This window comes from Deinococcus seoulensis (assembly GCF_014648115.1).
GTDB classification, from domain to species: domain Bacteria; phylum Deinococcota; class Deinococci; order Deinococcales; family Deinococcaceae; genus Deinococcus; species Deinococcus seoulensis.
The window spans coordinates 1-26,542 of record NZ_BMQM01000043.1; the positions used below are offsets into that span (position 1 = coordinate 1).

General features: G+C 68.4%; 22 protein-coding genes and 4 tRNA genes. 7 read left to right on the forward strand and 19 right to left on the reverse strand.

What is annotated here, in order from left to right; translation table 11 throughout:
* Positions 1-271: 271 nt before the first annotated feature.
* Entirely contained in the window at positions 272-1,960 is a 1,689-nt protein-coding gene (gene treS / locus IEY70_RS18940) for a maltose alpha-D-glucosyltransferase (protein WP_189066589.1), read from the reverse strand.
* Positions 1,961-2,090: 130 nt separating this feature from the next.
* Positions 2,091-2,164: transfer RNA gene (locus IEY70_RS18945), tRNA-Gln, on the reverse strand.
* A 298-nt stretch (positions 2,165-2,462) separates the two neighbouring features.
* Between IEY70_RS18945 and IEY70_RS18950 the strand changes: the two genes are divergently transcribed.
* On the forward strand, positions 2,463-4,184 hold the full coding sequence (locus IEY70_RS18950; protein ID WP_189066590.1) for a 30S ribosomal protein S1: 1,722 nt from the start codon (positions 2,463-2,465) through the stop codon (positions 4,182-4,184).
* A 189-nt stretch (positions 4,185-4,373) separates the two neighbouring features.
* On the opposite strand, the gene ppk1 is transcribed toward IEY70_RS18950, so the two are convergent.
* The 15 genes from ppk1 to IEY70_RS19025 all read right to left on the reverse strand — a co-directional run bounded on the left by ppk1 (position 4,374) and on the right by IEY70_RS19025 (position 18,063).
* Positions 4,374-6,509, reverse strand: a complete 2,136-nt coding sequence (gene ppk1, locus IEY70_RS18955; RefSeq protein WP_189066591.1) for a polyphosphate kinase 1 — start codon at positions 6,507-6,509, stop codon at positions 4,374-4,376.
* A gap of 403 nt (positions 6,510-6,912) precedes the next feature.
* Positions 6,913-8,157, reverse strand: coding sequence for a beta-ketoacyl-ACP synthase II (gene fabF / locus IEY70_RS18960; protein ID WP_189066592.1), 1,245 nt, complete (start codon positions 8,155-8,157; stop codon positions 6,913-6,915).
* Positions 8,158-8,278: 121 nt separating this feature from the next.
* Complete coding sequence (gene acpP, locus IEY70_RS18965; RefSeq protein ID WP_078300586.1) at positions 8,279-8,509, reverse strand: acyl carrier protein; 231 nt, start codon at positions 8,507-8,509, stop codon at positions 8,279-8,281.
* 108 nt (positions 8,510-8,617) lie between these two features.
* A complete protein-coding gene (gene fabG, locus IEY70_RS18970; protein ID WP_189066593.1) occupies positions 8,618-9,367 on the reverse strand; it encodes a 3-oxoacyl-[acyl-carrier-protein] reductase in 750 nt (249 codons plus the stop codon).
* 34 nt (positions 9,368-9,401) lie between these two features.
* On the reverse strand, positions 9,402-10,307 hold the full coding sequence (gene fabD / locus IEY70_RS18975; protein WP_189066594.1) for an ACP S-malonyltransferase: 906 nt from the start codon (positions 10,305-10,307) through the stop codon (positions 9,402-9,404).
* Positions 10,304-11,341 (reverse strand): beta-ketoacyl-ACP synthase III, encoded by a 1,038-nt coding sequence (locus IEY70_RS18980; RefSeq protein WP_189066595.1) that lies wholly within the window; start codon positions 11,339-11,341, stop codon positions 10,304-10,306. The genes fabD and IEY70_RS18980 overlap by 4 nt, the downstream gene beginning before the upstream one ends.
* Before the next feature lie 283 nt (positions 11,342-11,624).
* Positions 11,625-12,935 (reverse strand): trigger factor, encoded by a 1,311-nt coding sequence (gene tig / locus IEY70_RS18985; RefSeq protein ID WP_189066596.1) that lies wholly within the window; start codon positions 12,933-12,935, stop codon positions 11,625-11,627.
* A gap of 221 nt (positions 12,936-13,156) precedes the next feature.
* Positions 13,157-13,241, reverse strand: a tRNA-Leu gene (locus IEY70_RS18990).
* 100 nt (positions 13,242-13,341) lie between these two features.
* Positions 13,342-13,418: transfer RNA gene (locus tag IEY70_RS18995), tRNA-His, on the reverse strand.
* Positions 13,419-13,552: 134 nt separating this feature from the next.
* Positions 13,553-14,002, reverse strand: coding sequence for a c-type cytochrome (locus IEY70_RS19000; RefSeq protein WP_189066597.1), 450 nt, complete (start codon positions 14,000-14,002; stop codon positions 13,553-13,555).
* Positions 14,003-14,005: 3 nt separating this feature from the next.
* The gene (locus IEY70_RS19005; protein ID WP_189066598.1) at positions 14,006-15,793 is read right to left on the reverse strand and encodes a b(o/a)3-type cytochrome-c oxidase subunit 1; all 1,788 of its coding nucleotides are present in this window, start codon (positions 15,791-15,793) and stop codon (positions 14,006-14,008) included.
* Positions 15,790-16,425, reverse strand: a complete 636-nt coding sequence (locus tag IEY70_RS19010) for a cytochrome c oxidase subunit II (RefSeq protein ID WP_229778090.1) — start codon at positions 16,423-16,425, stop codon at positions 15,790-15,792. Before IEY70_RS19010 ends, IEY70_RS19005 begins: the two co-directional genes overlap by 4 nt.
* A 1-nt stretch (position 16,426) precedes the next feature.
* Positions 16,427-16,576: a hypothetical protein gene (locus IEY70_RS19015; protein ID WP_189066599.1), complete on the reverse strand. Its 150-nt coding sequence runs from the start codon at positions 16,574-16,576 to the stop codon at positions 16,427-16,429.
* Positions 16,573-17,076, reverse strand: coding sequence for a CBS domain-containing protein (locus tag IEY70_RS19020; RefSeq protein WP_189066600.1), 504 nt, complete (start codon positions 17,074-17,076; stop codon positions 16,573-16,575). The genes IEY70_RS19015 and IEY70_RS19020 overlap by 4 nt, the downstream gene beginning before the upstream one ends.
* A 138-nt stretch (positions 17,077-17,214) precedes the next feature.
* On the reverse strand, positions 17,215-18,063 hold the full coding sequence (locus IEY70_RS19025) for an AfsR/SARP family transcriptional regulator (RefSeq protein WP_189066601.1): 849 nt from the start codon (positions 18,061-18,063) through the stop codon (positions 17,215-17,217).
* Positions 18,064-18,169: 106 nt separating this feature from the next.
* Between IEY70_RS19025 and IEY70_RS19030 the strand changes: the two genes are divergently transcribed.
* A complete protein-coding gene (locus IEY70_RS19030; RefSeq protein ID WP_189066602.1) occupies positions 18,170-19,312 on the forward strand; it encodes an acyl-CoA dehydrogenase family protein in 1,143 nt (380 codons plus the stop codon).
* A gap of 126 nt (positions 19,313-19,438) precedes the next feature.
* Here the strand turns inward: IEY70_RS19030 and IEY70_RS19035 are convergent, their stop codons facing one another.
* Positions 19,439-20,512: an alpha/beta hydrolase gene (locus IEY70_RS19035; protein WP_189066603.1), complete on the reverse strand. Its 1,074-nt coding sequence runs from the start codon at positions 20,510-20,512 to the stop codon at positions 19,439-19,441.
* 274 nt (positions 20,513-20,786) lie between these two features.
* Between IEY70_RS19035 and lon the strand changes: the two genes are divergently transcribed.
* The 5 genes from lon to IEY70_RS19060 all read left to right on the forward strand — a co-directional run bounded on the left by lon (position 20,787) and on the right by IEY70_RS19060 (position 25,925).
* Positions 20,787-23,243, forward strand: a complete 2,457-nt coding sequence (gene lon, locus IEY70_RS19040) for an endopeptidase La (protein WP_189066604.1) — start codon at positions 20,787-20,789, stop codon at positions 23,241-23,243.
* A 158-nt stretch (positions 23,244-23,401) separates the two neighbouring features.
* Positions 23,402-24,292 (forward strand): hypothetical protein, encoded by an 891-nt coding sequence (locus IEY70_RS19045; protein ID WP_189066605.1) that lies wholly within the window; start codon positions 23,402-23,404, stop codon positions 24,290-24,292.
* A gap of 52 nt (positions 24,293-24,344) precedes the next feature.
* A complete protein-coding gene (locus tag IEY70_RS19050; RefSeq protein WP_189066606.1) occupies positions 24,345-24,872 on the forward strand; it encodes a YqgE/AlgH family protein in 528 nt (175 codons plus the stop codon).
* 142 nt (positions 24,873-25,014) lie between these two features.
* A tRNA-Asn gene (locus IEY70_RS19055) sits at positions 25,015-25,089 on the forward strand.
* A 122-nt stretch (positions 25,090-25,211) separates the two neighbouring features.
* Entirely contained in the window at positions 25,212-25,925 is a 714-nt protein-coding gene (locus tag IEY70_RS19060; protein ID WP_189066607.1) for a tyrosine-type recombinase/integrase, read from the forward strand.
* On the opposite strand, the gene IEY70_RS19065 is transcribed toward IEY70_RS19060, so the two are convergent.
* Positions 25,915-26,328, reverse strand: coding sequence for a hypothetical protein (locus tag IEY70_RS19065; protein WP_189066608.1), 414 nt, complete (start codon positions 26,326-26,328; stop codon positions 25,915-25,917). The genes IEY70_RS19060 and IEY70_RS19065 overlap by 11 nt on opposite strands.
* Positions 26,329-26,542 lie beyond the last annotated feature (214 nt).

Genomic DNA, 26,542 nt, shown 5'->3' on the forward strand with positions numbered 1-26,542 from the left:
GGTCACTCGGCACACGCTCTTTCACTGGTGGCCCTTGTTGGCTAATTAATCGGAGTCCGTATGACCCAGCCGGTACAGCAGGCACAGGAGAAGGCCCGCCGCGTTCAGCGTGCGGGCCTTCTGTGCGCGGCGGGGTCATACGGCTTCCGTCTGTTTCGCTGACAACCCGGAACATCGCCGGGTTGCCAACTCCACGCCCGGAACCCGTTTCTCTCCCACTCGCTTCGCTCGGCTTGAAGGGTCTTTGTAGCCCCTTCAATCGGAGTCCGTATCAGTTCAGGCGCAGCCAGTAGTAGTCGTACTTCCCGAGAATCATCGGGTAGGTGCCTTCTCCCACGGCCGGGAAGGGACTGGCGCCGGCCAGGGTCACGGGGGTGCGTCCGGCGTACGCGCCGAGGTTCAGGTTCACGGACTGGGCGTTCCCGGCGAAATTACTGACGATCAGCAGGGTCTCGTCGGCGGTGCGGCGCACGAAGGCCAGCACGGCCGGGTTGTCGGTGTCGATGAATTCCAGTTCCCCGATCGCGAAAGCCGGGTGGCGGCGGCGCAGTTCCAGTTGCCGCGAGGTCCATTTCAGCAGGCTGCTGGGGTCCTGTTCCTGGCTCTGCACGTTCACGCGGTGAAAGCCGTACACGGCGTCCTGGTTGGGCGGGAAGAAGCAGGCTTCGGGAATCGCCGTCGAGAACCCGCCGCTCATGCCGGCGTTCCACTGCATGGGGGTACGCACGCCGTTACGGTCGTTCAGGCTGAGGTTGTCGCCCATGCCGATCTCGTCGCCGTAGTACAGGATCGGGCTGCCGGGCAGGGCCAGCAGGACGGTGTTCAGCAGTTCGATGCGGCGGCGGTCGTTGTCCAGCAGCGGCGCCAGGCGCCGGCGGATGCCCACGTTGATCTTCATGCGGGTGTCCGGGGCGTACGCGGCGTACATGAAGGCGCGTTCGTCGTCGCTGACCATTTCCAGCGTCAGTTCGTCGTGGTTACGCAGGAACGTCGCCCACTGCCCGAAGCTGGGAATGGCGGGCAGGCGGTCCATGATCTCGCGGATGGAGGTGGTGTCCTCTTTTTTCAGGCTCATGTACAGCCGGGGCATGACCGGGAAGTTGAAGCACATGTGGAATTCCGGGTCCTGTTCGGTGCCGTAGTACTGCGCGACGTCCTCGGGCCACTGGTTCGCCTCGGCCAGCAGCAGGCGGCCCGGGTACTCCTGATCGACCAGCTGGCGCATCTTTTTCAGGATGTCGTGCGTTTCCGGCAGGTTCTCGCAGTTGGTGCCTTCCCGTTCGATCAGGTACGGCACGGCGTCCACCCGGAAGCCGTCCACGCCCAGGTCCAGCCAGAAGCGCGCCGCCGAGAGCAGTTCCTCGACCACGCGGGGGTTGTCGAAGTTCAGGTCCGGCTGGCTGGAGAAGAAACGGTGCCAGTAGTACTGCCCGGCCTGCTCGTCGAAGGTCCAGTTGCTGGTCTCGGTGTCCGTGAAGATGATCCGGGCGCCGGCGTACTCGGTGCCAGTGTCGCTCCAGACGTAGTAGTCGTGGTACTCGTTCGGGCTACCGTCGGGCAGGAGGCGGCCGCGCCGGGCAGCCTGGAACCAGGGGTGGTCGCTGCTGGTGTGGTTGGTGACCAGGTCGCTGATCACGCGCAGGCCGCGTGCGTGCGCCTCGCGCAGGAACACCCGGAAGTCGTCCAGGCTGCCCAGGTCCGGGTGGATGCCCACGTAGTCGGCCACGTCGTAGCCGTCGTCGCGCAGGGGGCTGGGGTAGAAGGGCAGCAGCCACAAGCAGTCCACGCCCAGGTTCTTCAGGTAGTCCAGTTTGCTGGTCAGGCCGGGAAAGTCGCCCTTGCCGTCGCCGTTCCCGTCGGCGTAGGTGCGCACGGACAGTTCGTAGAAGACGGCGCTCTTGTACCACTCCGGAAGTACCGACGGGGTAGGTGCCGACTGGGTAGGTGCAGGCTGGGTCATACCAGAGTGTAATTCAGACGCCCGCTGGCAGCCCTGCCAGGGAGGCGGGGCATGAATCTGCCCTTAACGCCACATGTGAGGGCAGGACGGAACAAGAAAGAACCCCGCCTGTGGACGGGGTTCTTTCAGTTGGCTGGGGCACTAGGACTCGAACCTAGATCGACAGTGTCAGAGACTGGTGTCCTGCCATTAGACGATGCCCCAACGCGGGTTTCGCTCTGACCGATCTTCCCTTGGGGGGAAGCGTGAGGGAGTATAGCCACAGCCTGCCCTGCGCGTCAAGCCTCCCCCCCGCGAGTGCGTGTCAGTCCCGCCCGAGCGAACGCCACTGAAACCTCACTGAACTGCGTACAGATCGCAGTTGCCGCCTTGGTCCGACTCTGATACACTAAGGTGTTGCCGCGCCGTATGCACCGGACCCCCAGGGGGCGGAATAGCACGGATAGCAGGTATCAGGCTGGCGCGAGACCGAAAGGCCGCGCGCCCAGGAGGACAGGAGTTCATGGAAGACAACACCCAGACCCCCGCCCAGCAAGGCGGGACTCAGCCCGCGACGGGCACCACCCAGACCAGCGTTCCCACCCCCGTGGAGGAACGCGAATACCCCGCCATGACCATGGAGGACATCCTCGCCAGTGAGGCGCAGGAACCCCAGAGCGTCACGCGTGGGGACATCGTGGACGGCACCATCGTGTTCATCGGCCAGGAAGGCATTGCCGTGGACATCGGCGCGAAGGTCGAGGGCATCATCCCCCTCAACCAGCTCGGCGACGAGCCCGTCACGCTGGAACAGGCCCAGGAGATGTACAAGTCCGGTGAGCAGATCGAGGCGTACGTCGTGCGCGTCGACCTGCCCAACAGCCAGATCGTGCTGAGCAAGAAGCGCGCCGATCAGGACAAGGGCTGGCGCGTCCTGGAGAAGATGCAGGAGGCCGACGAAGCCTTCGAAGTCGAGGTGCTCGAGAAGGTGCGCGGCGGTCTGGTCGCGCAGGTCGAAGGCATCCGCGCCTTCCTCCCCGCGTCCCAGGTCGACACGCGCCGCGTGAACGACCTCGACCCCTACGTCGGCAAGCCCCTGATGGTCAAGCTCATCGAGCTCAACCGCAAGCGCAACCGCGTGATCATCAGCCACCGCGCCATCCTCGAAGCCCAGAAAGCCAAGGCCCGCGAAGAAACCGTCGGCCAGCTCGAAGCCGGCGCGCAGTTCGAGGGTGAAGTCGTGGAAATCACCGACTTCGGCGTGTTCGTGAACCTGGGCGGCATCGACGGCCTCGTTCACCGCAGCGAACTCACCTACGGCCGCTTCAACCACCCCCGCGACGTGGTCAAGGTGGGCGACAAGGTGCAGGTGCAGGTCATGGACGTCGACGGCGGCCGCGAGCGCATCAACCTGAGCATGAAAGCCCTCACCCAGGACCCCTGGGAAGGTGCCACCGACCGCTACAGCATCGGCCAGAAGGTCACCGGTAAGGTCACGAACCTCACCAACTTCGGCGCCTTCATCGAACTGGAATCCGGCCTGGAAGGCCTGGTTCACGTCAGCGAGATGAGCTGGACCAAGCGCGTGCGTCACCCCAACGAAGTCATGAAGGAAGGCGACGAAGTCGAGGCCGTCATCCTGCGCATCGACCCGAAGGACCGCCGCATCTCCCTCGGTATTCGTCAGACCACCGACGATCCCTGGAGCGCCCTGCCTGACCGCTACCCGCCCGGCACCCCCGTGAAGGGCAAGATCACCGGCATGACCGACTTCGGCGTGTTCATGGAGATCGAGGAAGGCATCGAGGGCCTGATCCACATCAGTGAACTCGACGTGCAGCGCGTCAACAACCCCGCCGACCTGTTCAAGAAGGGCGACGAGATCGAAGCCGTCATCCTGAACATCGACCCCGTCGAGCAGCGCGCCAGCCTCAGCCGTCGCCGCTTCCTGGGCGGCGGCCCGGTCCCCACCCAGCGTGACTACGTCAGCCAGGGTGGCGGCGCCCGCAGTGACCGCTACAGCAGCGGTCAGGGCGGCGCTCCCCGCGCCGGTGGCCGTGGTGGCCGCCGCGGCGACGCGGACTACGCCTACAACGCCAAGGACGCCAGCCAGGGTGGCAAGATCAGCACCAAGCTGGGCGACGTCTACGCGGACCTGTTCGCGCAGTTCGGCCTGGGCGGCGACAAGAAGGAAGAAGTGCAGGCCGACGCCAGCACCGAAACCACCGAAGAAAACCAGAGCTGAACCGGACCGCTCGGGCCAACGCGCCTGAGCCTCCGCAGCCCTGACAGGAGGCGCCCGCACCGGAAACGGTTGCGGGCGCTCTGCATTCTCCGGTGTTCATGAGCCGTCAGGCAGATCCAAAAGGGGGCCGCCGCGCAGGTACGCGGACAGCCCCCTTTCTGAATTCCCTGCGGTTCAGGCTCCTCCGGTTCAGGCGGGGTGGCGGGCCGCCGCGAACACCTGCTGGGCACTGAAGTCGCCCGGCAGTTTCTGGTACTCGCCCGTGGCGCTCAGTTCCCAGGAGCCGCGCGTGTCGGCCCACTCGGTATCCAGGATGCTCAGGAAGGTCTCGCGGTGGCGGTCGTCGAGCACCGGCGCGATCACCTCGACGCGGCGGTCCAGGTTGCGACTCATCCAGTCGGCACTCCCGAAGTACACCTCGGGGCTCCCGGCGTTCCCGAACGCGAAGACCCGCGCGTGCTCCAGGTAACGGCCCAGCAGGCTGCGCACGCGGATGCTGGCCGACAGGCCGTTCACGCCGGGGCGCAGGCAGCAGACGCCGCGGATGATCATCTCGACCCGCACGCCCGCCTCGGCCGCGCGGTACAGCGCGTCGATCATGCCGGGGTCGGTCAGCTGGTTGACCTTCACGCGCACCCAGGCGTCCAGTCCGGCGCGGGCGTGCATGGCCTCGCGTTCCAGCAGTGCCTCCAGGCCCGGGCGGGCGGTGTCGGGGGCGACCAGCAGGTGCGTGTACTCGGCGGCGGCGTACCCGGTCAGGTGATTGAACAGTTCGGCCACGTCCGCGCCCAGGTCCGGGTGCGCGGAGAGGAGGCTCAGGTCCGTGTACAGGCGCGCGGTCTTGGCGTTGTAGTTCCCGGTGCCGATGTGCACGTAGCGGCGCAGGCCGCCCGACTCGCGCCGCACGACCATCGCCACCTTCGCGTGGGTCTTCAGGCCCGGCACGCCGTACACCACGTGCGCCCCGGCCCGCTCCAGTTTCCGCGCCCAGGAGATGTTGCGCTGCTCGTCGAAACGGGCCTTCAGTTCGATCAGCGCCACGACCTGCTTGCCGTTCTCGGCGGCGGTCCGCAGCGCGCCCAGCAGGCGCGGGTCGTCGCCGGTGCGGTACAGCGTCTGCTTGATCGCCAGCACCTGCGGGTCGCGGCTGGCTTCCTCCAGGAAATCCAGGATGTTCGTGAATCCGTCGTACGGGTGGTGCAGGATCACGTCACCGCCGCGCAGTGTGTCGAAGATCCCGCAGTCCTCGTCGCCGTCCAGGTCCGGCACGGCCGGCGCGTACGCCGGGTACGACAGGTCCGGGCGGGTCACGGGCAGACCCATCAGGTCCGCCGTGCCGAGCGGGCCGTCCAGCAGGTAGATGTCCTCGGGGGCCAGCCGCAGCCGCCCCTGCAGGAATCCGATGATCTCGGGCGGCGTGTCCCGCATGACCTCCATGCGGACCGCCGACCCGAACCGCCGCCGCCGCAGGCCGTCCTCGATGGTGGCCAGCAGGTCCTCGGCTTCCTCCTCCTCGAACTCGTAATCGGTGTTGCGGGTCACGCGGAAGGCATGCGCGGCCAGCACCTGCCGCCCCTTGAACAGCTCGGCGATGTGCGCGGCGATCACGTCCTCGAGCAGCAGCAGCGCCTCGCCGATCACCACGATGCGCGGCAGCACGCCCACCGGGACTTTCACGCGCGCGAACTCCGGTTCTTCCTCGTCACGGGCCTCCAGCAGCACCGCGAGGTTCAGGCTGAGGTTACTCAGGTACGGGAACGGGTGGCTGGGGTCCACGACCAGCGGCGTCAGCACCGGCTGAATCTCGGCGAGGTAATGCTCCCGCAGTTGCGCCCGCGCCCGCTTCCCCAGCTCATGCACCCGCGTGAGCTTCACGCCCTGCGCGTGCAGTTCCTTCAGGATGCCGCGCGTGGACCGCTCGATCTCGCGCAGCATGCCCTGCGTCCGCTCCCGCACCAGCGCCAGCGTCTCGCGCGGCTGCAATCCGTCCGGGCCGGGCGTGTTCACCCCGGCCGCAATCTGCCGGTGAACGCCCGCCACGCGCACCATGAAGAACTCGTCGAGGTTGCTGCCGCAGATGGCCGTGTACTTCAGGCGCTCAAGCAGCGGATTGCGTTCATCACGCGCCTCCGCCAGCACCCGCTCGTTGAACGCCAACCACGACAGCTCGCGGTTCAGGAACGGACTGTCGGGATTGGCGACCGTACTGTGCGTGACCGTCTCCCCCATCCCGGCAGGATGAGCCGCGCGGCGCTTACGACGAACCGCCGCAGCGGCAGGTGAGGACGGATCGGAACGCTCGGATTTGGTGGGGGACACAGTCATGACTCCTCTTCAATAGACGGGCAGGTGGTCAGGGGAGCGTCACCGCCCACAACAGCGGGACGCCCGCACAGTCAACTCTCTGACCCGCATTAAAGCAGAAGCCCGCGCCCCGCCCCCAGGCACCTGCCCCGGCCGTGTCGTCCTCCGGGTTTTCCTTGCCCCATCCAGCGGGGCCAGCGCGCGCGAACCGGATGGCCGTTCTACCCGAGGCAGGGGCATCGGAGGCAGGGTCGTCAGGTGTGCGCGGTCATGCGGATTCCGTTTGTTTCGTTAACAGATCGGAACACCGCCGATCTGCCGACTCCACGTCCGGAACCCGTTTCTCTCCTGCTCGCTCTGCTTCGCAGCTCTACGAGTCCGCTCGGATGGAATGGCTTACAAAGCCGTTCCATCGGAGTCCGTATCAGACGCGTTTGAACAGCAGCGCGGCGTTCTGCCCGCCGAACGCGAAGGAGTTGCTCAGGGCGTACTCGACCTGCACCTCGCGCGCGCCTTCGGGGATGTAGTCGAGGTCGAGTTCCGGGTCGGGGTCGGTCAGGTTGATGGTGGGGGGCAGGATGCCGTCCCGCAGCGCCTGGGCGACGGCGATGGCCTCGATGGCGCCGGCCGCGCCGAGCAGGTGCCCGGTCATGCTCTTGGTGGAGCTGACGGCCAGCGTGTGGGCGTGCTTGCCGAACACGTGCTTGATGCCCTGCGTTTCGTGCAGGTCGTTGAAGTGCGTGCTGGTGCCGTGCGCGTTGATGTACCCGACCTGTTCGGGGTTCACGCCGGCGGTACGCAGGGCCATGCGCATGGCGACCTGCGCGCCGCGTCCCTCGGGGGCGGGCGTGGTGATGTGGTGCGCGTCGGCGCTGGTGCCGTACCCGACGATCTCGGCGTAGATGGTCGCGCCGCGCGCCACGGCCTTCTCGTACTCTTCGAGGATCACGACGCCCGCGCCCTCGCCCAGCACGAAGCCGTCGCGGGTGGCGCTGAACGGGCGGCTGGCCCGCTGGGGGTCGTCGTTGCGGGTGGACAGGGCTTTCATGTTCGAGAACCCGCCGATGGCGATGGGCGTGATGGCGGCCTCGCTGCCCCCGGCGATCATGGTGTCCGCGAGGCCCAGCTGGATGTAGCGCGCGGCGTCGCCGATGGCGCCGGTGCCGGTGGCGCAGGCAGTCACGACGGTGCTGCTGGGGCCGGTCGCGCCGTAGCGCATGGCGACGTGCCCGGTGGCCATGTTGGCGATCATCATGGGAATGAACATGGGGCTGATGCGCCCCGGTCCGCGTGAGTGCAGCACGCCCGCCTGATCCTCGAAGGTTTTCACGCCGCCGATGCCGCTGCCGACGATGGTGCCGGTGCCCTCGCCGCGCAGCTGTTCCTCGGTCAGGCCGCTGTCCTGCACGGCCAGCGCGGCGGCGGCCAGCGCGAGTTGCACGTACCGGTCGAGCTTGCGGGCCTCGCGGGGGTCCACGAAGGGCGACAGGTCGTCGTTGACTTCCCCGGCGATCCGGCTGGCCGTCTCGGCCGGATCGAAGTGCGTGATGGTGGCAATGCCGCTCTGTCCGGCGCGTTGCGCCTGCGCGTAAGCCTGCGCGCCCACGCCGATCGGCGTGACCGGCCCGAGGCCCGTGATAACAACCCGTTTCAACCCTGTGACGCTCACTGCATCCCCCCCTCTGTGCGTGCCGGTGTGTCGGCCCGGTCAATGGATGGGGGCGGGAGCGGCAATGCACCGCGCCCCGCCCCGTCATCCTGCGCCCCCCGAGCGTGGGGGGCCAGCGCGTTTACTGCTTGCTCTCGATGTAATCCACGGCGGCCTGGACCGTGCGGATCGTTTCGGCGTCCTCGTCGCTGATGGTGATGCCGAACTTGTCTTCGAGACCCATGATCAGTTCCACGGTTTCGAGGCTGTCGGCACCCAGGTCTTCCACGAAGCGGGCTTCGGGGACCACCTTGTCGCCGTCCACGCCGAGCTTGTCAACGATCACGTCTTTCACATCATCAAAAGTTGCCATGAGTTCGTACCTCCTGATACTGAAGTCTGCGCCAGTCTACACGTGGCGTCCATGAGAGTCGGCTGATCTGAACGGGGTTCAACTCGGGCCTCCTGCGGACGTTTCGGGTCAGTGGGGGTTCAATCCGCCGTCCACGCCGATGGTCTGCCCGGTGATGTACCCGGCACCGTCGCTGGCGAGGAACGCCACGAGCGCCGCGACCTCCTGCGGCTGCCCGAAACGCGCCAGCGGAATGCTGCCGAGGTACCCCTGCTGCACGTTCTCGGGCAGTTGGGCGGTCATGTCGCTCTCGATGAAGCCGGGCGCCACCGCGTTCACGGTGATGCCGCGCCCGCCGTACTCCTTGGCCAGCGCCTTGCTCAGGCCGATCAGTCCGGCCTTGCTGGCCACATAGTTCGCCTGTCCGGGGTTGCCGGTCAGGCCGACCACGCTGGCAATGTTGATGATCCGGCCCGAGCGGGCGCGCATCATGTGCTTGATCGCCGCGCGGCAGGCGATGAAGGCGCTCGACAGGTTCGTCTGGATGACGGCGTCCCAGTCCTCGTCCTTCATGCGGATGGCGAGGGTGTCGCGGGTGATCCCGGCGTTGTTCACGAGCACGTCCAGGCGGCCCATCTCTTTGATGACCGTCTCGACGAGCGTCCCGGCGTTGGCGGGGACGGTCAGGTCGGCGCCGAACACCTCGGCGCGCACGCCGGCCTCTCGGGCCTCGGCGGCGACCTTCCCGGCCTCGTCGGCGTTCCGGCCGTAGTGAACGGCGACATCGAAGCCGTCCTGCGCGAGTTTGAGGGCCATGGCGCGGCCCAGGCCACGGCTGCTGCCGGTGATCAGGGCGACTTTACGGGGGGTTTCGGTCATGGGTGGGTCCTCTGAGGAAAGGGGGATGGGCGGTTCACAGCGTGAAGTCCTGCACCTGCGCGGCCGTGCCGACGTTGATGGTGCGGGCGTCGGGCAGGATGCGCCTGACGAGACCGGTCAGGACGGTGCCGGGGCCGAATTCGATGAACACGTCTGCACCGGCCTCCGCGAGGGCCTGGATGGTCTCGACCCAGCGCACCGCGCCGGTGATCTGTTCGGTCAGCAGCCCCGGCAGGGCGGTGGGGTCGGTGTTCGCCTCGGCGGTCACGTTCGCGTACACCGGGAAGGCGGGCGGCGCGAACGCGGTCGTCTGGAGGTCCGGGGCGAGGCCACTGGCGGCCGGGTCCATCAGGGGGCAGTGGAAGGGCGCACTGACCTTCAGGGGGATGGCTTTCAGGCCGCGTGCCTTCAGGGCGGCGTTCGCGGCTTCCACGCCTTCTTTCGTGCCGCTGATGACGGTCTGGGTGGGCGCGTTGAAGTTGGCGGGCTGCACGCCGTCGGTCTCGGCGCAGACCTCCTGGACGACGGCCGGGTCGCCCATGACGGCGCTCATGGCTCCGGCTCCGACGGGCACGGCGGCCTGCATCAGTTCGCCGCGCCGGCGGGTCAGGCGCAGCGCGTCCCCGAGACTCAGGGCGTCGGCGGCGACCAGTGCGGAGTACTCGCCCAGCGAATGCCCGGCGGCGAAGGCGGGTGTCAGTCCGGTCTGCGCGCGCCACGCGCGGTACGCGGCGACGCTGGCGGCCACCAGGGCGGGCTGCTGGTTGGCGGTCAGGGTCAGGTCGTCCAGTGGGCCGGACTCGATCAGGGCGCGCAGGCCCGGCAGGACGTGCTCGACCTGCGTGTAGACCTCGGCCGCCTCGGGGAACGCGGCGGTCAGGTCGGCGCCCATGCCGACGCTGTGGCTGCCCTGACCGGGGAACAGCGCGGCGATCCTCATGCGCTCACCCCGGCGTGCGGTGCGGGCTTCAGGCTGGGCGCGCCGCCCCACCATTTCATGGTGCCCGCCACCCAGCTCAGGCCGCCGCCGAACGCGATCAGCAGCAGTTGCTGGCCGTCCTGCACGCGGCCGTCCTGCACGGCCTCGTCGAGGGCCATGGGCACGGTCGCGGAACTGGTGTTGCCGTAGCGGTCGAGGTTCACGACGGCGCGCTCCATGGGCAGCCCAAAGCGGTCCATGGCGGCCTCGATGATCCGCACGTTCGCCTGGTGCGGAATGACCCAGTCCACGTCGGCGCTGGTCAGGCCGCTCTTGGCGAGCACCTGCGCGCCGCTCTCGCCCAGCACACGCACCGCGAACTTGAAGACCTCGCGGCCGTTCATGCCGACCGAGTGGCCCATGTCGAAGCCGCCGGGCAGGGTGGGGGCCACGCAGCGCAGGTACAGGCTGGACCCGCCGTTCCCGTCGGCGCCCATCACGAATTCCTGGAAGCCGTACCCGGCGGGGACCGGGCCGATCACGGCGGCGCCCGCGCCGTCCCCGAACAGGATGGCGGTGTTGCGGTCGTCCTGGTCCACGATCTTGCTGAGGGCCTCGGCGCCCACGACGAGCACGCGGCGGGCCGCGCCGCTCATGATCAGGCCCTGCGCGACGCTCAGGCCGTACACGAAGCCGCTGCACGCGGTACTCAGGTCGAAGGCGGCCGCGCCGACCAGACCGACCTGCATGCCGATCAGGGCGGCGGTCGAGGGCATCAGCGCGTCGGGGCTGACGGTGGCGCAGATGATCGCGTCCACGCCCTGAAGGGCCTGCGGGTCGCGCCGCAGCATGTCGCGCACGGCCATGACGCCCACGTCGGACGTGAACTGTTCCGGCGCGGCGAAGCGGCGTTCGCGGATGCCGGTGCGGGACTCGATCCAGTCGGCGTTGGTGTCCATGCGGGCCTCGAATTCCGCGTTGGGCACGATGCGTTCCGGCACGTACATGCCCAGCGCGGTGATGCCGAGGCTGGGGCGGGCGGCGGGGTCACTCATGCCACGCACGCTAGCATTCTTTGAACGGCCGTTCAATGAATTCGGTACAGAGTTCATACGGACTCCGATTGAATGGCTGATAAAGCCGTTCAATCCGAGCAGAGCGAGTAGGAGTCGAAGCGGGTTCCGGACGTGGAGTTAGCAGATCGGTGGTGTTCCGATCTGTTAACGAAATAAACGGAATCCGTATCAGGACAGAGTTCCGGAAGACCCGCATGGCCCCGCACCGCAAAAAAGTGGGGGAGCGCCCCGCAGGACACTCCCCCCTTCACCAGACGCCGGTTTACTCGGCGGCTTCCGTGCTGTTCTCTTCGGTGCTGGCTTCCGCGCTGGCCTCGTCGGCAGCGGCTTCGGTCTGCCCGCCCGCCAGCTGCGCGATGGCCTGCTGCAGCGCCTTCTCGCGGATCAGGCTGGTGTAGTACGAGTTGATGCCGTTCGGCCCGAGCTGCTTGCTCAGGTCGGCGGGGCTCAGGCCGTTCGCCTGCGCCAGCGCCATCATGGTCTGGTTGAACTCGGCGTCGCTGACCTGAACCTGCAGGTCCTCGGCCAGGCGCTCCAGGGCCAGGTCGCGCTTCACGCGGGTCTCGGCGTTCTTGCCGAGGTCCGCCATGAACTCGTCGAGCTTGCCCTGCTCCTTCATGAAGGCCTCGTACTCGCCCCACTTGACGCCCTGGCGGCCCAGGTCGTCCTCGATCTCGGCCTGCATGGCCTCGCGGCGGCGGTCCAGCAGCGCCTGGGGAATGTCGGCGGTCATGCCCTCGACCAGGTGGTTGATGAACTCCTCGCGGCGGCCAGCCTCGCCTTCCTGCTGCGCGCGGCGTTCCAGTTCACCCTTCAGGTCGGTGCGCAGGCGCTCCAGCGAGTCGAAGTTCAGGCTCTTGGCGAACTCGTCGTCCAGTTCCTGCAGCTTCTTGGTCTTCACGTCCACGATCTTGACCGTGACGGTGTGCTCGGCGTGCTCGTGGTCGCCGTGCTGGTGGGCGGGCACGGTGATTTCCACGGTGTCACCCTTGTTCTTGCCCAGCAGCGCGTCGCGCACGTGCGCCTCGGCGACGTCCAGGTACACGGGGTACGTGCCGCCGTCCTCGCCCTGCTCCTCGATGGTCACCTGGTCGCTGGCCTCGATGGCGCGGTCGGCGTCGTCGAAGGTCGCGTTGCGTTCCTGCAGGTCGCTCAGGGTGCGGTCCAGGACCTCGTCGGTGATCTCGGGCGCGGCGGCCGTCAGGTTCAGGCCGCTCCAGTCGCCCAGTTTCACTTCGGGGTAGGTTTCGCCCTTGACGGTGAACTCGAAGGACTGGCCGCTCTTGAGGGGCTGCGGGTCGATGTTGGCGTCCACGAGGCTGAGCTTCAGTTCACGGGCAGCCTGGGAGTAGTGGGTTTCCAGCAGACGGTCACGCACTTCCTGCTCGACGTAACCCTTCCCGACGCGGCCCTCGATGACCTTGCGGGGCGCCTTGCCGGGGCGGAAGCCGGGGACGCGCACGTCGCGCGCCAGTCCGGCCCACACCTGGTCGTATGCGCGGTTCACTTCGGCGGCGGGCACCGACACCTTGAATTCCACCTTGTTGCCTTCTCTGCTGATCAGCTCTGCCATTGGGTCTCCCGTCTGCGTGTCCGGACCTGCGCCCCACGGGGGGGGCGGCGGTCAGGGACGCGTTCCTCTGTTGATTCTGCCGTGCCGATCACGCCGCCACCGGGGCGGGGGCGCGCGACATGCCGCCCGACATCATAGTGCATTTGTCCGGCGGTACCTGCGGGAAGCAGTGGCAGCGGCGGCCGGACCCCCTGAGAGGTCCGGCCGCCGCTGCGCCGCTCTGGTGCGGGAAAAGGGACTTGAACCCTCAAGGATTGCTCCGCCAGATCCTAAGTCTGGTGCGTCTACCAGTTCCGCCATCCCCGCGTGTGCCCTGACCCTGGTGTGGTCAGGGGGTAAAAAGAGTTAAAAAGGTTGAGTTAAAAAGGTTCCGGCCCTCTGCATCGCTGCGGGGCCGGAACCGGTCTGGGGTGGATTAGGGGACTTGAACCCCCGGCCTCCGCTTCCACAGAGCGGCGCTCTAACCAACTGAGCTAAACCCACCGTACCTTTGTCGCCCACGTCCTGTCAGGCCCACACAGCTTAAGGGTGCGGGGGCGGCGTGTCAATCACCCCCCTGTCTCTGCTCCTGCCCGGCGCACCCCGGTCGGGGCCAGGGTGCCGGGCAGGGGGGCAGGTCAGGGCAGCGTCTTCAGGTACTCCTGGAGTGCCGCGAGTTGTTCCGGCGTGGCGTCCTGGCCGTCCAGGCCGACCTGCGCGATGCGTGGCATCACGGCGCCCAGCGTGCGGCCGTCCGGGGTGACGCCCTGCATCACGGCCCGCTGGAAGTCCGGGGCGGCCCACGCGGCGGGGGCTTTCAGGGCCGGGCCGAGGCCCCCCTGGCCCTGCGCGCCGTGGCAGCCGGCGCAGTTCCCGGCGAACAGCGTCTGTCCGTCGGGGACGGTGGCGTGCACGGCGGTGACGGTCGCGCCGCCCGTGCCTGCCAGGCCCTGCCCGGTGCGGTACCCCCAGACGCCCAGGCTGACGGTGGCGGTCACGAAGAGCACGAAGGCGCCGATTTCACGGACGGTGAAGCCACGTTCGGAGGGGTCGGGCGTGAGGTCCGGGGTGAGGTCAGGTCCGTTCACGGGTCACCACAGCCTCTGGCCGGGCACGGCCTGGTAGTTCGCCAGCATGGGCGCGATGACCGGGCCGTACACCAGCGCGACCAGGATCAGGGCCAGCAGCGTCAGGGCCAGCAGCGGCTCGGTGTGCCGGACCAGCGGAGTGGCGGCCGTCAGGGACGCCCCGGCGGGGCTGATGGTGTCACTGACGGGAATGGCGGTGTCTTCCGGGTTATCGCGCCGCGCCGAGAGCAGCGTGCGGAACAGCACCGTGAAGAACGTCAGGCCCGCCACGAGCAGGATCACGCCGCTCAGGGCGGTCAGGGCGCGGGGCACGCCCAGGTTCATGGCGTCGTACGCGGCCTGCTGGGCGCTGGCGCTGACCTGCGCGCGCCGGGGCACGCCCGCCAGTCCCTGCCAGTGCATGCCCAGCGCGAACAGCATCATCCCGCCGAACCACAGCCACGCCGAGGCGAGCGCGGCGCGCGGCGCGAACAGGCGCTTGCCGGTCAGGTGCGGCACCAGCCAGAACGCCACGCCCATGAACGTCAGGGTGGTGGCGGTACCCACCGTGATGTGAAAGTGACCGGGAATCCAGGCGGTGTTGTGCACGACCGGCGCGAACGCGATGCTGGCGTTCACGATGCCGCCCGCCCCGCCGAAGATGAACGACACCATGGCCAGCACCTGCGCGGTCACGCTGGCGTTCCCCCACGGCAGGCGGCGCATCCAGCCGACCACGCCCCGGCCGCCGCGCGCACGGGCGGCGTCTTCCAGCGAGGCGGCGACGCTGAAGGCGGTCAGGAGGCTGGGCACCGCCACCAGGAAGGTCAGGAACATGTGAATGACCTTCCAGCTGCTCTGCACGTTCGGGTCGGCGTACTGGTGGTGCAGGCCGACGGGCACGCTGAACACCAGGAACATCGCGAACGACAGCCGGGTCAGGCCCTCGCTGGCCATGCGCCCACCGGCCTGCCGGGGCAGGAAGGCGTACCAGCTGACGTACGCCGGGAGCAGCCAGAAGTACACGATGGGGTGCCCGGTCCACCAGAACAGCGTGCGGGCCAGCAGCGGGTCCACGCCGCGCGTGAGGCCCAGCGACCAGGGGATCAGCATGACCACGACCTCGACCACCAGACCCAGGGCGGCCACGGCCCACATCAGCCACGTGGCGACGCTCATGTACGTGACGACCGGCGTCACGCGGCCCGGATGCGCGCGTTTCCAGGCCAGCCACGTCCACACGACCTGACCGGCGACCAGCAGGCTCGCGGCGACCATCACGCCCGCCCCGATGTAGAACACGGGACTGCCTTCCAGCGGCGGGTAGAAGGTGTACAGGACCGTGGCGTCGTTGCTCAGCAGTGGCACGGCGGCCGTGAGCAGTCCGGCGGTCATCAGCACGTACGTGAACCACGCGAAGCGCAGGTTGGGGCGCGCGCCGCCCGCCTGGGTCAGTTCACGCAGCGGCAGGTACAGCAACCAGCCGCTGATGAAGAACTGCGTGAACACCAGCGCGTTCAGCACGCCGTGCAGCGTGAGGCCCTGGTAGTACGACCTGATCAGGGCTTTCAGGAGCGGGTACTCGTACACGTTGACGCCGCCGTAGTTCAGGGCCTGGAGTGGCCCCAGCATCACGCCGATGAACAGGGCCAGGAAGGCCGTGACCACGTAGTACTGCGTGAGGGTCTTCAGGCCGGTCAGGGCAGCGGCGTCGGTCACGCCGCTCAGGCCGCCCGTGGCAGACGAACCTGCGGGCGCGGCGGGTGCCGGGCGTTCCGGCGCGCGTGAGGGAGCGGGGTGGGAGGTGGTCACGGAGTCTCCTTGGCGGGGGTGGTGCCGGGTGTGACGGCAGGGGTGGAGGCGCTGGCGGGTTCCTCGACGATGAAGCGGGTGATCATGTTCTGGTGCCCGGCGCCGCAGTACTCGTTGCAGATGACGTGCTGCTCGCCCAGGTGCCGGAACGTCACCTCGAACGACGCGACGTGACCGGGCAGGATCTCGGCGTTGATGTTCGTGCCCGTCACCTGAAACCCGTGCACCACGTCGGTCGCCGTGACGTGCAGCGTGATCTTCTGCCCGGCCGGGACGCGCAGGACCGGCGGGTCGAAGGTGAAGGCGCGCGCCACGATGTACGCCTGAAGGCCCTGCGGGGTCTGCACCAGTCCGGGCGTCCCGAACGGCGTGGCCGACAGGCGCGCGGGGTCCAGGCGACCCTCGCGGATGACCGCGCCGTGCCCGCCGCCCACCCCGGCAGTCAGCAGCGGGAAGGTGCCGCCGATCATGCTGCCCAGCACGCCCGTGAACAGCAGGACCGTCATGACGAGCGCGATGCCCAGCCAGATGGTCTCGTAGCGTTCCAGCGTGTGGTGATCCAGGCCGCCTGCCGGTGCTCCGGCCGGGGCTGCGTGGGGTGCTCCGTGGGGTGCTTCCTGGGGTGGGGTCACGTCAGGCCCGTCCGTTCAGGATGCCCAGCACCAGCATCCACAGGGTGCTGATGGCCAGGATCAGCACGCTCACCACGAACAGCGTGCCGGTGGGCGGGGCGGCCTTCGCGGGACGGGACGCCGGGGCCTGGGGGGAGCGGGGGGCGCTCACGCGAGCCCTCCGCCGGCGGTTCCGGCCGTGAGGTCCTCGGGCGCCAGGGTCTCTGGCGCGAGGCTGTCCGGAACGGGGCTGTCCGGCGCGTTGCCGTGCGGGGCCGCGTAGTCGCGCAGCACGTCGCTGACGGTGATCACGCCCATCAGCTGCCCGTACTCGTTCAGGACCGGCAGGGCGCCCACGCGGTGCGTGAGCATGGTCTGCGCGGCGTCGCGGGCCGGGGCGTGCAGGGTGGTGGTCAGGACGCTGCGGCGCATGACGTCCGAGACGTGCAGCGCGGCCAGCCGGGTCGTGGCCTCCCAGGGAGACAGGGTGCTGAGGCGGCTGGGCATCGCCTCGCGCAGGTCGCGGTCCGTGACGATCCCGACCAGTCGGGGGCCGTCCATGACCGGCAGGCGGCGGATTCCGCGTGACCGCATCAGGTGCGCGGCGTCGGCCAGCGGCAGGGTGGGCGGGACGGTCACGGGGGGGGTGCTCATCAGTTCATGTACGCGCATGGGAAACCTCCATGCACCGAGCCTGAAATGAGCGTGTTACGGAGGCATTACGGCCCCCATCCCACCATGATCCCGGCCACCATGATCTGGGCCGCCGTGGTCCGGGCCGCCGTGCTCCGGGTCACAGGGGTCCGGGCGTTACCGGCCGCTCTTCCCTGTCTGCGAATCGACCGGCGACCCGACCGGCTGGAAGGTGGTGTTCACGCAGGGCAACTCGCCGCCTTTCAGGCGTTCGGCGAGGGCCTCGGTGTCGGGCATGGGCGTGTCGCCGATCTCGCGGGTCAGATAGGCGCGGTAACGGCGGTAGTGCTCGGTGGCGGCGTAGCGGCCGCGCGTCATGGCGAGGCAGGCCATCAGGCGCTGGTGGTGGTCCTCGCCGATCAGCGGGTCGGTCGCGGCGGCCCGCACGAGTTCCTGCGCGGCCAGCGGGCACTCGTGCGCGTCGCAGTGCAGGCGCGCCAGGGTCAGGTGCGCGGCGACCAGGGCGGCGCGGTGCGTCTCGCGGGCCTGCTGCACCCACTCGCCGTTCAGGTGCGGCAGGTACTCGCCGTCGGCGGCGGCCAGGGCGCGGCGCAGCCCCTGCTCCTGCTCGCGGGGGGTGGCGTACGCGGCGTTCAGGGCGCCGTGCAGGGCGTGCGTGTCACTGGCGGCCAGCAGGTCCGGGTGCAGCGCGTACCGGCCGCGCACCTCGGTCACGGCGTCCGCGCAGCCCAGCGCGGCCCGCAGGCGGTGCAGCGCCACCCGGAAACGGTTCGCGGCGGCCGGGGTGTCCTCCAGCCCCCACAGGTCACTCAGGAGGTCGTGGCGGTAGCGGCCGTCCGGGTGGGCGTGCAGGTACCACAGGAGTTCCTCGGCGCTGCGGGCGGGCCACACGACGGGCGCGCCGTTCACGAACACGTCCGCCTGCCCCAGCGTGCGCAGCAGCCAGGTGGGCGCAGGAAGGGCGGAAGGCGTCTGGGTCTGGGGTTGGGTCTGGGGTGTCGTCATGCGACCTCCGGGCAACGGGAGAACTGTCCGTATCCTGACAGGTTCCGGCGGGCGGGCGTGTGATCCGCACCCCCCTTGCCCGCCCGGAGCGGTAGTGTGGGGGCACATGAATTTCAATCTGCCAGAGGACCTGCGCGAGGTGCAGGCGACCGTCCGTGACTTCATGCTGTCGCGCGTGGAACCCCGCGCGCACGAGATCGAGGAGAGCAACAGCATTCCCCCGGAACTGCTGCGCGAGGCGGCCGGGCTGGGCCTGTTCGGCCTGAGCATCCCCGAGGAGTACGGCGGGGTCGGCCTGGGCGCGCTGGGCCGCTGCGCCGCCTACGAGGCGCTCGGCATGGGCCACATGGGTTTCGGGGGTGTGATCAGCGCGCACGCCAGCATCGGCACCAGCGGCCTCGTGAAACTGGGCACGCCCGAGCAGAAGGCGCGCTTCCTGCCGCGCATGGCGACCGGCGAGTGCGTCGCAGGCTTCGCCATCACGGAACCCAGTTCCGGCAGCGACGCCGCGAACATCCGCACCCGCGCCGAGAAAAAAGGCGACGTGTACGTCCTGAACGGCACCAAGCACTACATCAGCAACGCGCCCATCGCGGGCCTGCTGACCGTCATCGCCATCACCGACCCCAGCCAGGGCACCAGGGGCATGAGTGCCTTCTTGGTCGAGCCGCAGACCACGCCCGGCGTGACCATCGGCAAGATCGACGAGAAGATGGGCCAGAAAGGCGCCCTGAGCGCCGAAGTCATCTTCCAGGACGCCGAGATCCCGGCCGCGAACCTGCTGGGCCCCGAGCACCTGGGCTACCGCGAGGCGCTGGGCATCCTCACGAACGGCCGCGTCGGCATCGCCGCGCGCAGCACGGGCGCCATGCAGCGCCTGCTGGACCTCTCGGTCGCGCACGCCAGGGCCCGCGAGCAGTTCGGGAAACCCATCGCGGAATTCCAGGCGGTGCAGTTCATGCTGGCCGAGATGGAAATCGCCGTGCAGACCAGCCGCGTCCTGTGGCAGAAAGTCGCGTGGATGGTCGACGAGGGCCAGGACGTGCGCCGCATGGCCAGTGTCGCCAAGTACCACGCCACCGAGGCACTCTCGCAGGTGGCCGACAGGGCCGTGCAGGTCGCGGGCGGCATGGGCTACATGAAAGACAGCCCCGTTGAACGCTACTACCGCGACCAGCGCCTGCTGCGCATCTACGAGGGCACCAGCGAAATCCAGAAGATCATCATCGCGGGCGACCTGCTGCGGTAAGTACACTGCGTTTATCTTGTAGATAAACCGCGCGGAGCGCGTAGCAGAAGAAAGTACGTTGGAGCGGGAATGGAGAGGTTCCGGCGCTTTCCCGGAATCTCGCAATGTTAGCTTCAACGTACTTAGTCAGCCCTGACCTGTCCGCCACCAGTGCAGGAAGGCGGGCAGGCGTTCGCGCCACGCGGGTTCGTCGTGCCAGTGGCCTGCGCCGATGCTGAAGCGGGTTTCACGGACGTGGGGGCTCAGGCGTTCGCTCAGGTCGCGCGTGCGGGTCACGAGGTCCCGTGAGGCGGCCAGGGTGCCCTGCTCATGGTCGCCCATGTCGATCCACACGCGCGCCTGCGGGTCGCTGCGCCCGGCGAGCCAGTGCAGGAAGGCGTGGTCGGCGGGCCACACGGCGGGGCTGAAGACGCCCAGCGTGCCGTACGTGCCGGGGTCGCGCAGGCCCGCGTACGCAGTGATCAGCCCGCCGAAGCTGGAACCGGCCAGCGCGGTGTCCTGCGCGGCCACCGGGCCGAAGCGGACGTGCAGGTGCGGCAGGAGGGTGCCGCGCAGCCAGTCGGCGTACTCGTCCGCGCCACTGTTATGGTCGTTCAGCTCGAACGGGAAGGGCACGTAGCGGCGGCTGCGGTCATCGTTCACGGGCAGCGCGGCAATCCGCACCGGGTGCCCGGCATCCGCGAGGGCCTGCGCGGCCCCGGCGGCGTCCCAGCCCTCCCCGGCGAAGGTGGGGGCCTCGTCGAAGGCGTTCTGGCCGTCGTGCAGGATCAGCAGCGGCAGGGGGCCGTCATGCCCGGCGGGCCACCACAGGCGCACGGGTTGTTCTCCCCAGGGGGCCTCCAGCGCGGTTTCCTCGCGCGGTGGGGCGCTGCGCGGTGGGCGGGCGGCCCCGCCGCTGGCGTCCTGCCACCCGGCCACATGCAGGTCGATGCCAGCGTCGCCGGTCACCACATGTTTGTGGGGGGCGGCGCGGCCTCCCCAGGCGTCGCCTTCCTCGGTGACGGTGCCGTCCGGGTGGCGGGCGCGGACCTCGACGCTCAGCAGGGTGCCTTCCGGGTGCTCGCTCAGCAGTTCTCCGGCGGGGTCGAAGGTCCAGCCGGTGGGGTCGCTGCTCCAGGCGCGGTGGTCGCCGGTCAGGAACAGCGCGCTGCCGGTGGGGAGGGGTGGAAGGTGGGATATGCGCCAGCGCAGGCGTGCCATGCGGCGCAGCATAACGGGACCCGGCGCGCGGGCGGCCCGCGTACGGGTGGCGGGGCATGTGTAAACGCCTCGTCAGGTTCGCGTGAGGGTTGTGTCAGGCTTCCGGGCGTAGGATTTCAGCGTGAAGCACGAGGAATAGGCCGTTCGGCGGAGGGGCGCGGCAGGCTTGCCGCAACCCCCCTAACTTGATATAGTGGCACTCAAGTTTCTTGGTACAGAGCACGCCAGGAACCCCGCATCTCAGCCAGACCCGACCGGGCCAAAGGAGTTCCGCATGCCCACCGAAACCCACACCCTCCCCAGCAACGTCCCCGTCTGCCCCGTCCGCGGCAGCGTCATCTACCCCACCATGGTCCAGCACATCGACGCCAGCCGCTCCATCTCCATCGGCGCGATCGAGGCGGCGATGGCCAGCGACAAGGTCATCCTGATCGTCTCGCAGAAAGACAAGGACATCGACGACCCCAAGGGCAGCGACCTGTACGACGTGGGCACCGCCTGCAACGTCCTGCGCGTCCGCAAGAACCCGGACGGCACCGTGCAGATGCTCGTGTCCGCCGTGGCCCGCGTGCGCGCCAGCAACTACACGCGCGGCGATTACCTCAGCGCCGACATCACCCCCATGCCCACCGCAGCCGACGAACCCGTGGAACTGCAGGCCCTGAGCCGCGAACTGCGTGAACGCTTCGAGGCGATCTCCTCGGGCGGCAAGTTCACGGCCGAGAACGTGCAGAGCATCGGCGGCAAGGAAGACATCGGCGAGATGGCCGACCACATCGCCTTCAACCTCGACTTCAAACTGGAAGACAAGCAGGCGCTGCTGGAACTCCCGAACCTGACCGACCGCATCCGCAAACTGCTGACCCTGCTCGACACCGAACAGGAAGTGCAGGCCGTGCAGGCCAAGATCCGCGCGCAGGTGAAAGAAGAGATCGACAAGAACCAGCGCGAGTACTACCTGCGCGAACAGATGAAAGTCATCCAGAAGGAACTCCAGGGCGGCGAGGACGGCGAGGAAGGCGACGAGGCCGAACAGTTCCGCGCCAAGATCGACGCGCTGGACCTGAAAGCCGAAGTCAAGAAGGAAATCGACCGCGAGGTCAACCGCCTGGCGCGCATGCACCCCGACGCCGCCGAGGCCAGCGTGATCCGCACGTACCTGACCTGGGTGACCGAACTGCCCTGGAACGTCCGCAGCGAGGACCAGCTGGACGTCGCGGCCGCCGCCGCCATCCTGGACGACGACCACTACGGCCTGGAGAAGGTCAAGGACCGCGTGCTGGAATTCCTGGCCGTGCGCCGACTGCGCAAGGAACGCGCCGCGCGCGGCGAACTGAGCGCCGAGGACGTGAACAAGGGACCCATCCTGGTGTTCACCGGCCCTCCCGGCGTCGGCAAGACCAGCATCGCGCAGAGCATCGCCAAGGCGCTGGGCCGCAAATACGTGCGCATCGCCCTGGGCGGCGCGCGTGACGAGAGCGACATCCGCGGTCACCGCCGCACGTACATCGGCGCCATGCCCGGCCGCCTGATCCAGGGCATCCGCACCGCCGGAACCAAGAACCCCGTGATCCTGCTCGACGAGGTCGACAAGCTCGGCAGCGGCTACCAGGGCGACCCCAGTGCCGCGCTGCTGGAAGTGCTGGACCCCGCGCAGAACCAGCACTTCACCGACCATTACATGGGCGTGGCCTTCGACCTGAGCGAGGTCATGTTCATCGCCACCGCCAACTACCCCGAGCAGATCCCCCCGGCCCTGATGGACCGCATGGAAGTCATCGACTTCTCCAGCTACATCGAGCAGGAGAAACTGGAGATCGCCAAACGCTACCTGCTGCCCCGCCAGCTGACCCAGAACGGCCTGAAAGCCAACCAGATCGCGTTCACGGACTCCGCGCTGGAAAAACTGATCAGCCACTACACCCGCGAGGCTGGCGTCCGCAACCTGGAACGCGAGATCGGCACGGTCGCCCGCAAGGTCGCCCGCCGCATCGCCACCGGCGAGGTCAAGCGCGTGAAGGTCACGGACAAGGAACTCGACCGCTACCTGGGGCAGGCCCGCCACACCCCGGAAACCGAGGGCAAGGAGGACACCGTGGGCGTCAGCACCGGCATGTTCTACACCCCGGTCGGCGGCGACATCCTGTTCGTGGAGACCAGCATCAGCCCCGGCAAGGGCCTGGTCCTGACCGGGCAACTCGGTGACGTGATGAAGGAATCGGCCCGCGCCGCCCTGACGTACATCAAGAGCAACGCCGAACGCTTCCACATCGACAAGGCCCGCATCGACGACAGCGAGATCCACATTCACGTGCCGGCCGGCGCGATCCCCAAGGAAGGCCCCAGCGCCGGGGGCGCCATGGTCACCAGCCTCATCAGCGCCCTGACCGGCATTCCCGCCCGCCACGACGTCGCCATGACCGGCGAGATGACCCTGACCGGCCGCTACCTGCCCATCGGCGGCCTGAAGGAGAAAGTGCTGGGTGCCCGCCGCGCCGGGATCAAGCACATCATCATGCCCAAGGCGAACGAGAGCGACCTGCGCGACATCCCGGAGCACCTGCGCACCAGCATGCGCTTCCACCCCTGCGAGACCGTCGATCAGGTGCTCGACGTGGCCCTCGTGGGCGGCCTGAAAGCCCTCGAAACGCCCCGCGACGGCAGCGCCCCCGCCGCGCCCGCCCCGGCCAAACGCAAGAGCACCCGCCGCAGCCCCGACGCCCGCGCCTGACCTGAACTGCCAGGCCCCGGCGCCCTCCCCTCCCCTGCCCCCACCCGCTGCGGTGGGGGTTTTTCTGTCCCGGCGCGGCTCTGTCCCGGCACGGCTCTGTCCCGGCACGGCTCTGTCCCGGCACGGCTCTGTCCCGGCACGGCTATGCTGCGCCCCAGATGCGCCGCCTCCTGACCCTGCTGCTTGCGACCCTGGGCGTGGCCCACGCCGCGTACTGCTTCGACGTGCCCGGCGAGGACCGCACGCTGCTGCCCCGGTTGCAGGGCACCCCCCGGCAGGTGACCGAGGTTCGCAGCGAAGCGAATCCCGCCGCGCCGGACGCCCCGGCAACGGTCACGACCCGCACCTTCACGCTGGAAGGCGGCCGGGTCACGCGGGTGCTGACCTCCGCGCAGGGTGGCCTGACCGGCAGCCTCCTGACCCTGACACCCGGAACCGGGCATTACCAGCAGCTGTCACGGGTCTCCGGGGAGAACGCGGGCCGGGCGCAACCCATCACCCTCACGGACCTCCAGGCAGCGCCGCGCACGCCCGTCGCCGTGCAGTTCGACACGCAGGGCCGCCTGACGGCCTACAGCGGCGTCTGGGAGGACCGGACCCGGCAGGCCGTGAAGGAACAGGTCAGCTGCACCTACTCCAGCGCGAACCGGCAGGTGGTGGAGCGGGTCACGCGCGCCGGGGCCGTGTCCCAGGTGACGACCGCGCAGCTGGACGCGCGGAGCCGCCTGATCCTGCGGGAGATCACCGTCAGCCTCCCCCCCGGAACAGGCGCAGGCCCGGGCGCAGGCAGTACCCGCCAGACCACGTACACCTACGCCCCGGACGGCACGGGCATCCGCGTGGAGGACCGCGCGAACGGCGAGCTTCTTCCCGCGCAGCTGATGACCACCGACGCGGCCGGGCGCGTGACGCGCATCGAGATGGCGGACCTGGGGGACGTGCAGGAGCAGTGGCGGATCGAGTACGACGCGCAGGGCAACTGGGTGCGTCAGACCGGCACGATGCAGGGGCAGACGTTCATGACGGTCACGCGGCGCGTCACGTACTGATCCGGGCGAACGTGCCTGAACGGCCGCTCAGGGCGCGGTATCCTGCCGGGTGATGAGCGGTCCACTGACTTTTCTCGTGGCGAGCCCGCACCTGCGCGGCGAGGTGTTCGCAGGCGCGGTGATCCTGCTGCTGGAGCACGACACGAAAGGCGCGATGGGATTGATCGTGAACGCCCCCATGCCCCACAGCGTCAGCGACCTGCTGCCCGACCTGCCGGGCCAACCCGATCCGGCCTGGATGGGCGGCCCGGTCGACCCGACCCTCGGGTGGTGCCTGTACCGGCAGCCGGTCGGCCTGGACGGCGAGATGCGCCTCACGCCGGACCTGACGGTATCCAGCAGCCTGGACGTGCTGCGCGCCGTGATGGCGTCGGGGCAGCGGTTCATGCTGGTCCTCGGGTACGCCGGGTGGGGCGCCGGGCAACTGACCGAGGAAGCCCGCGAGGGCAGCTGGGTGTGGGTGGAGCAGGACACCCCGGACCTGATCTGGGACGTGCCCGCCGGGGAGCGCTGGCAGGCGGCGCTGGACCGGCTGGGCGTGACGCCGGGCACCATCATGCCGGGCGGCGCGCAGGCCTGAACGGCCCCCGGACCCGCCCTGCAACGGCCCCGAACCGGGCCGGGTGTCTGGACAGGTGGGGGCCACGCGCCCGGAGGACTTGCGCGGCATATGGGTGCGTGCTACTATCCCTCTCGCGCCGGAAACGGCCCGCCACAGGTATTCGGCAGTAGCTCAGTGGCAGAGCATCCGACTGTTAATCGGACGGTCGTTGGTTCGACCCCAACCTGCCGAGCCAGAAGAGAGAACCTCGTCTAAGACGAGGTTCTCTTTTTTGTTCCAGTAGGGACAGCAGGTGAGCCGCAGCCGTGATCGTGTGCTCTTCAGAGGCCGACAGGCACCTTGTCAGAAGGAGACGGGATGACCACCGACGAACTCTGGCAGCAGTTTTTCTTCCACCTTCAGGCCAAGCGACGCACCAAGGCCACGCTGCGGTACTACACCACCACCCGCACCGCCTTCGGACGGTTTGTGGAGGCCAACGGTCTCCCGAAGGAGGCCGCTGCCCTGACCGTGCAGCACCTGCGGGCCTTCCTGCGGAAACTGGAAGCTGACGGCCTCTCCCCCGGGGGCGTGCACGCGCACGCTCGGGCCCTGCGTGCACTGCTGACCTGGGCATACAAGGAAGAGCTGCTCAGCACCAACCCAGTCAAGCGCCTGGAGATGCCGACCGTGGGTCGACATCGCCTCCCGGCTGTCTCCGCGGAGCAGGCCCAGCATCTGCTCAAGACGTGCCGGAAGGGGCCACAGCCGCTGCGCGACTGCGCGCTGGTTCTCACCCTCTTCGACACGGGCATCCGTGTTCAGGAGTCCGTGAACCTGCAACTGGGGGACCTCCTCTTCGAGCGCGGACTGCTGCGCATTCATGGGAAGGGGAACAAGGAACGTTTCGTCCCCATCGGGGCCAGAGCCATGCAGGCCCTCAACGTCTACCTTCGCCGCGAACGCCGCCCCGCCCATGCCGGTGTGGCCAACGTCTTCTTGAGCCGCACGGGCCAGCCCCTGACCAAGAGTGGGGTCAGTATCCGCCTCTGTAAGCTGGCCCCTGACCGCCTGACAGATTTTATGAGATGAAGTGAAAACTGACGTGCCAGCCGTTCTTGAGTGCTTCCAACGAGGACGGCTGGCCGCGTTTTCTGGGCTTCGGTGGCTCGGGGTCCGGGCCGCCCCGCAATCTCAGGGTTCTGAAGAACCTCTGACCTCGACTCAGCGCGTAGCTCATCGATTTGTGCCCAATCTTCAGGTAGCTCAATCCGCGCTGCCAGTGGGGATCGACGACGCGTCGATCCCCACGCTCCACCACGTCCAGCCCCTCGGACACCAGCAGCAACATCGCCACCGAGATCACCATGACCAGCCGTTCCAGGCTTTTCACATCCCGCAGCTTGGACGCTTCCAGCTCGAACAACCCGCTTTTCTCGTCCAGAAACCCTTCCTCAATCTGAAAACGCTCGCCGTACTCGCCAAAGGTTTCCACGCTGGTGGGCTCGTTGGGTAGTTGGCTGGAACTAGACTTTGTTGGCGAATTCAGGTGATGGCCCCCGGACTCCGCATTTCTTGTTGCCGAGTCGTGATGATCCGCCTCACCCAACAGCGGTTTTCGAATTCGCCAACAGAGTCTAAGTACAACGCACCAAAGAAGTAGACTTGGGCATGGCCCGTTCCCATCGGCGCATTGAGATTTCGGAAGA

Excerpts from the sequence above, each read along its gene's own strand:
- treS (WP_189066589.1), bottom strand. The coding sequence starts at position 1,960 with ATGACCCAGCCTGCACCTACCCAGTCGGCACCTACCCCGTCGGTACTT.
- IEY70_RS18950 (WP_189066590.1), top strand. The coding sequence starts at position 2,463 with ATGGAAGACAACACCCAGACCCCCGCCCAGCAAGGCGGGACTCAGCCC.
- ppk1 (WP_189066591.1), bottom strand. The coding sequence starts at position 6,509 with ATGACTGTGTCCCCCACCAAATCCGAGCGTTCCGATCCGTCCTCACCT.
- acpP (WP_078300586.1), bottom strand. The coding sequence starts at position 8,509 with ATGGCAACTTTTGATGATGTGAAAGACGTGATCGTTGACAAGCTCGGC.
- fabG (WP_189066593.1), bottom strand. The coding sequence starts at position 9,367 with ATGACCGAAACCCCCCGTAAAGTCGCCCTGATCACCGGCAGCAGCCGT.
- fabD (WP_189066594.1), bottom strand. The coding sequence starts at position 10,307 with ATGAGGATCGCCGCGCTGTTCCCCGGTCAGGGCAGCCACAGCGTCGGC.
- IEY70_RS18980 (WP_189066595.1), bottom strand. The coding sequence starts at position 11,341 with ATGAGTGACCCCGCCGCCCGCCCCAGCCTCGGCATCACCGCGCTGGGC.
- tig (WP_189066596.1), bottom strand. The coding sequence starts at position 12,935 with ATGGCAGAGCTGATCAGCAGAGAAGGCAACAAGGTGGAATTCAAGGTG.
- IEY70_RS19020 (WP_189066600.1), bottom strand. The coding sequence starts at position 17,076 with ATGCGCGTACATGAACTGATGAGCACCCCCCCCGTGACCGTCCCGCCC.
- IEY70_RS19025 (WP_189066601.1), bottom strand. The coding sequence starts at position 18,063 with ATGACGACACCCCAGACCCAACCCCAGACCCAGACGCCTTCCGCCCTT.
- IEY70_RS19030 (WP_189066602.1), top strand. The coding sequence starts at position 18,170 with ATGAATTTCAATCTGCCAGAGGACCTGCGCGAGGTGCAGGCGACCGTC.
- IEY70_RS19035 (WP_189066603.1), bottom strand. The coding sequence starts at position 20,512 with ATGGCACGCCTGCGCTGGCGCATATCCCACCTTCCACCCCTCCCCACC.
- lon (WP_189066604.1), top strand. The coding sequence starts at position 20,787 with ATGCCCACCGAAACCCACACCCTCCCCAGCAACGTCCCCGTCTGCCCC.
- IEY70_RS19045 (WP_189066605.1), top strand. The coding sequence starts at position 23,402 with ATGCGCCGCCTCCTGACCCTGCTGCTTGCGACCCTGGGCGTGGCCCAC.
- IEY70_RS19050 (WP_189066606.1), top strand. The coding sequence starts at position 24,345 with ATGAGCGGTCCACTGACTTTTCTCGTGGCGAGCCCGCACCTGCGCGGC.
- IEY70_RS19060 (WP_189066607.1), top strand. The coding sequence starts at position 25,212 with ATGACCACCGACGAACTCTGGCAGCAGTTTTTCTTCCACCTTCAGGCC.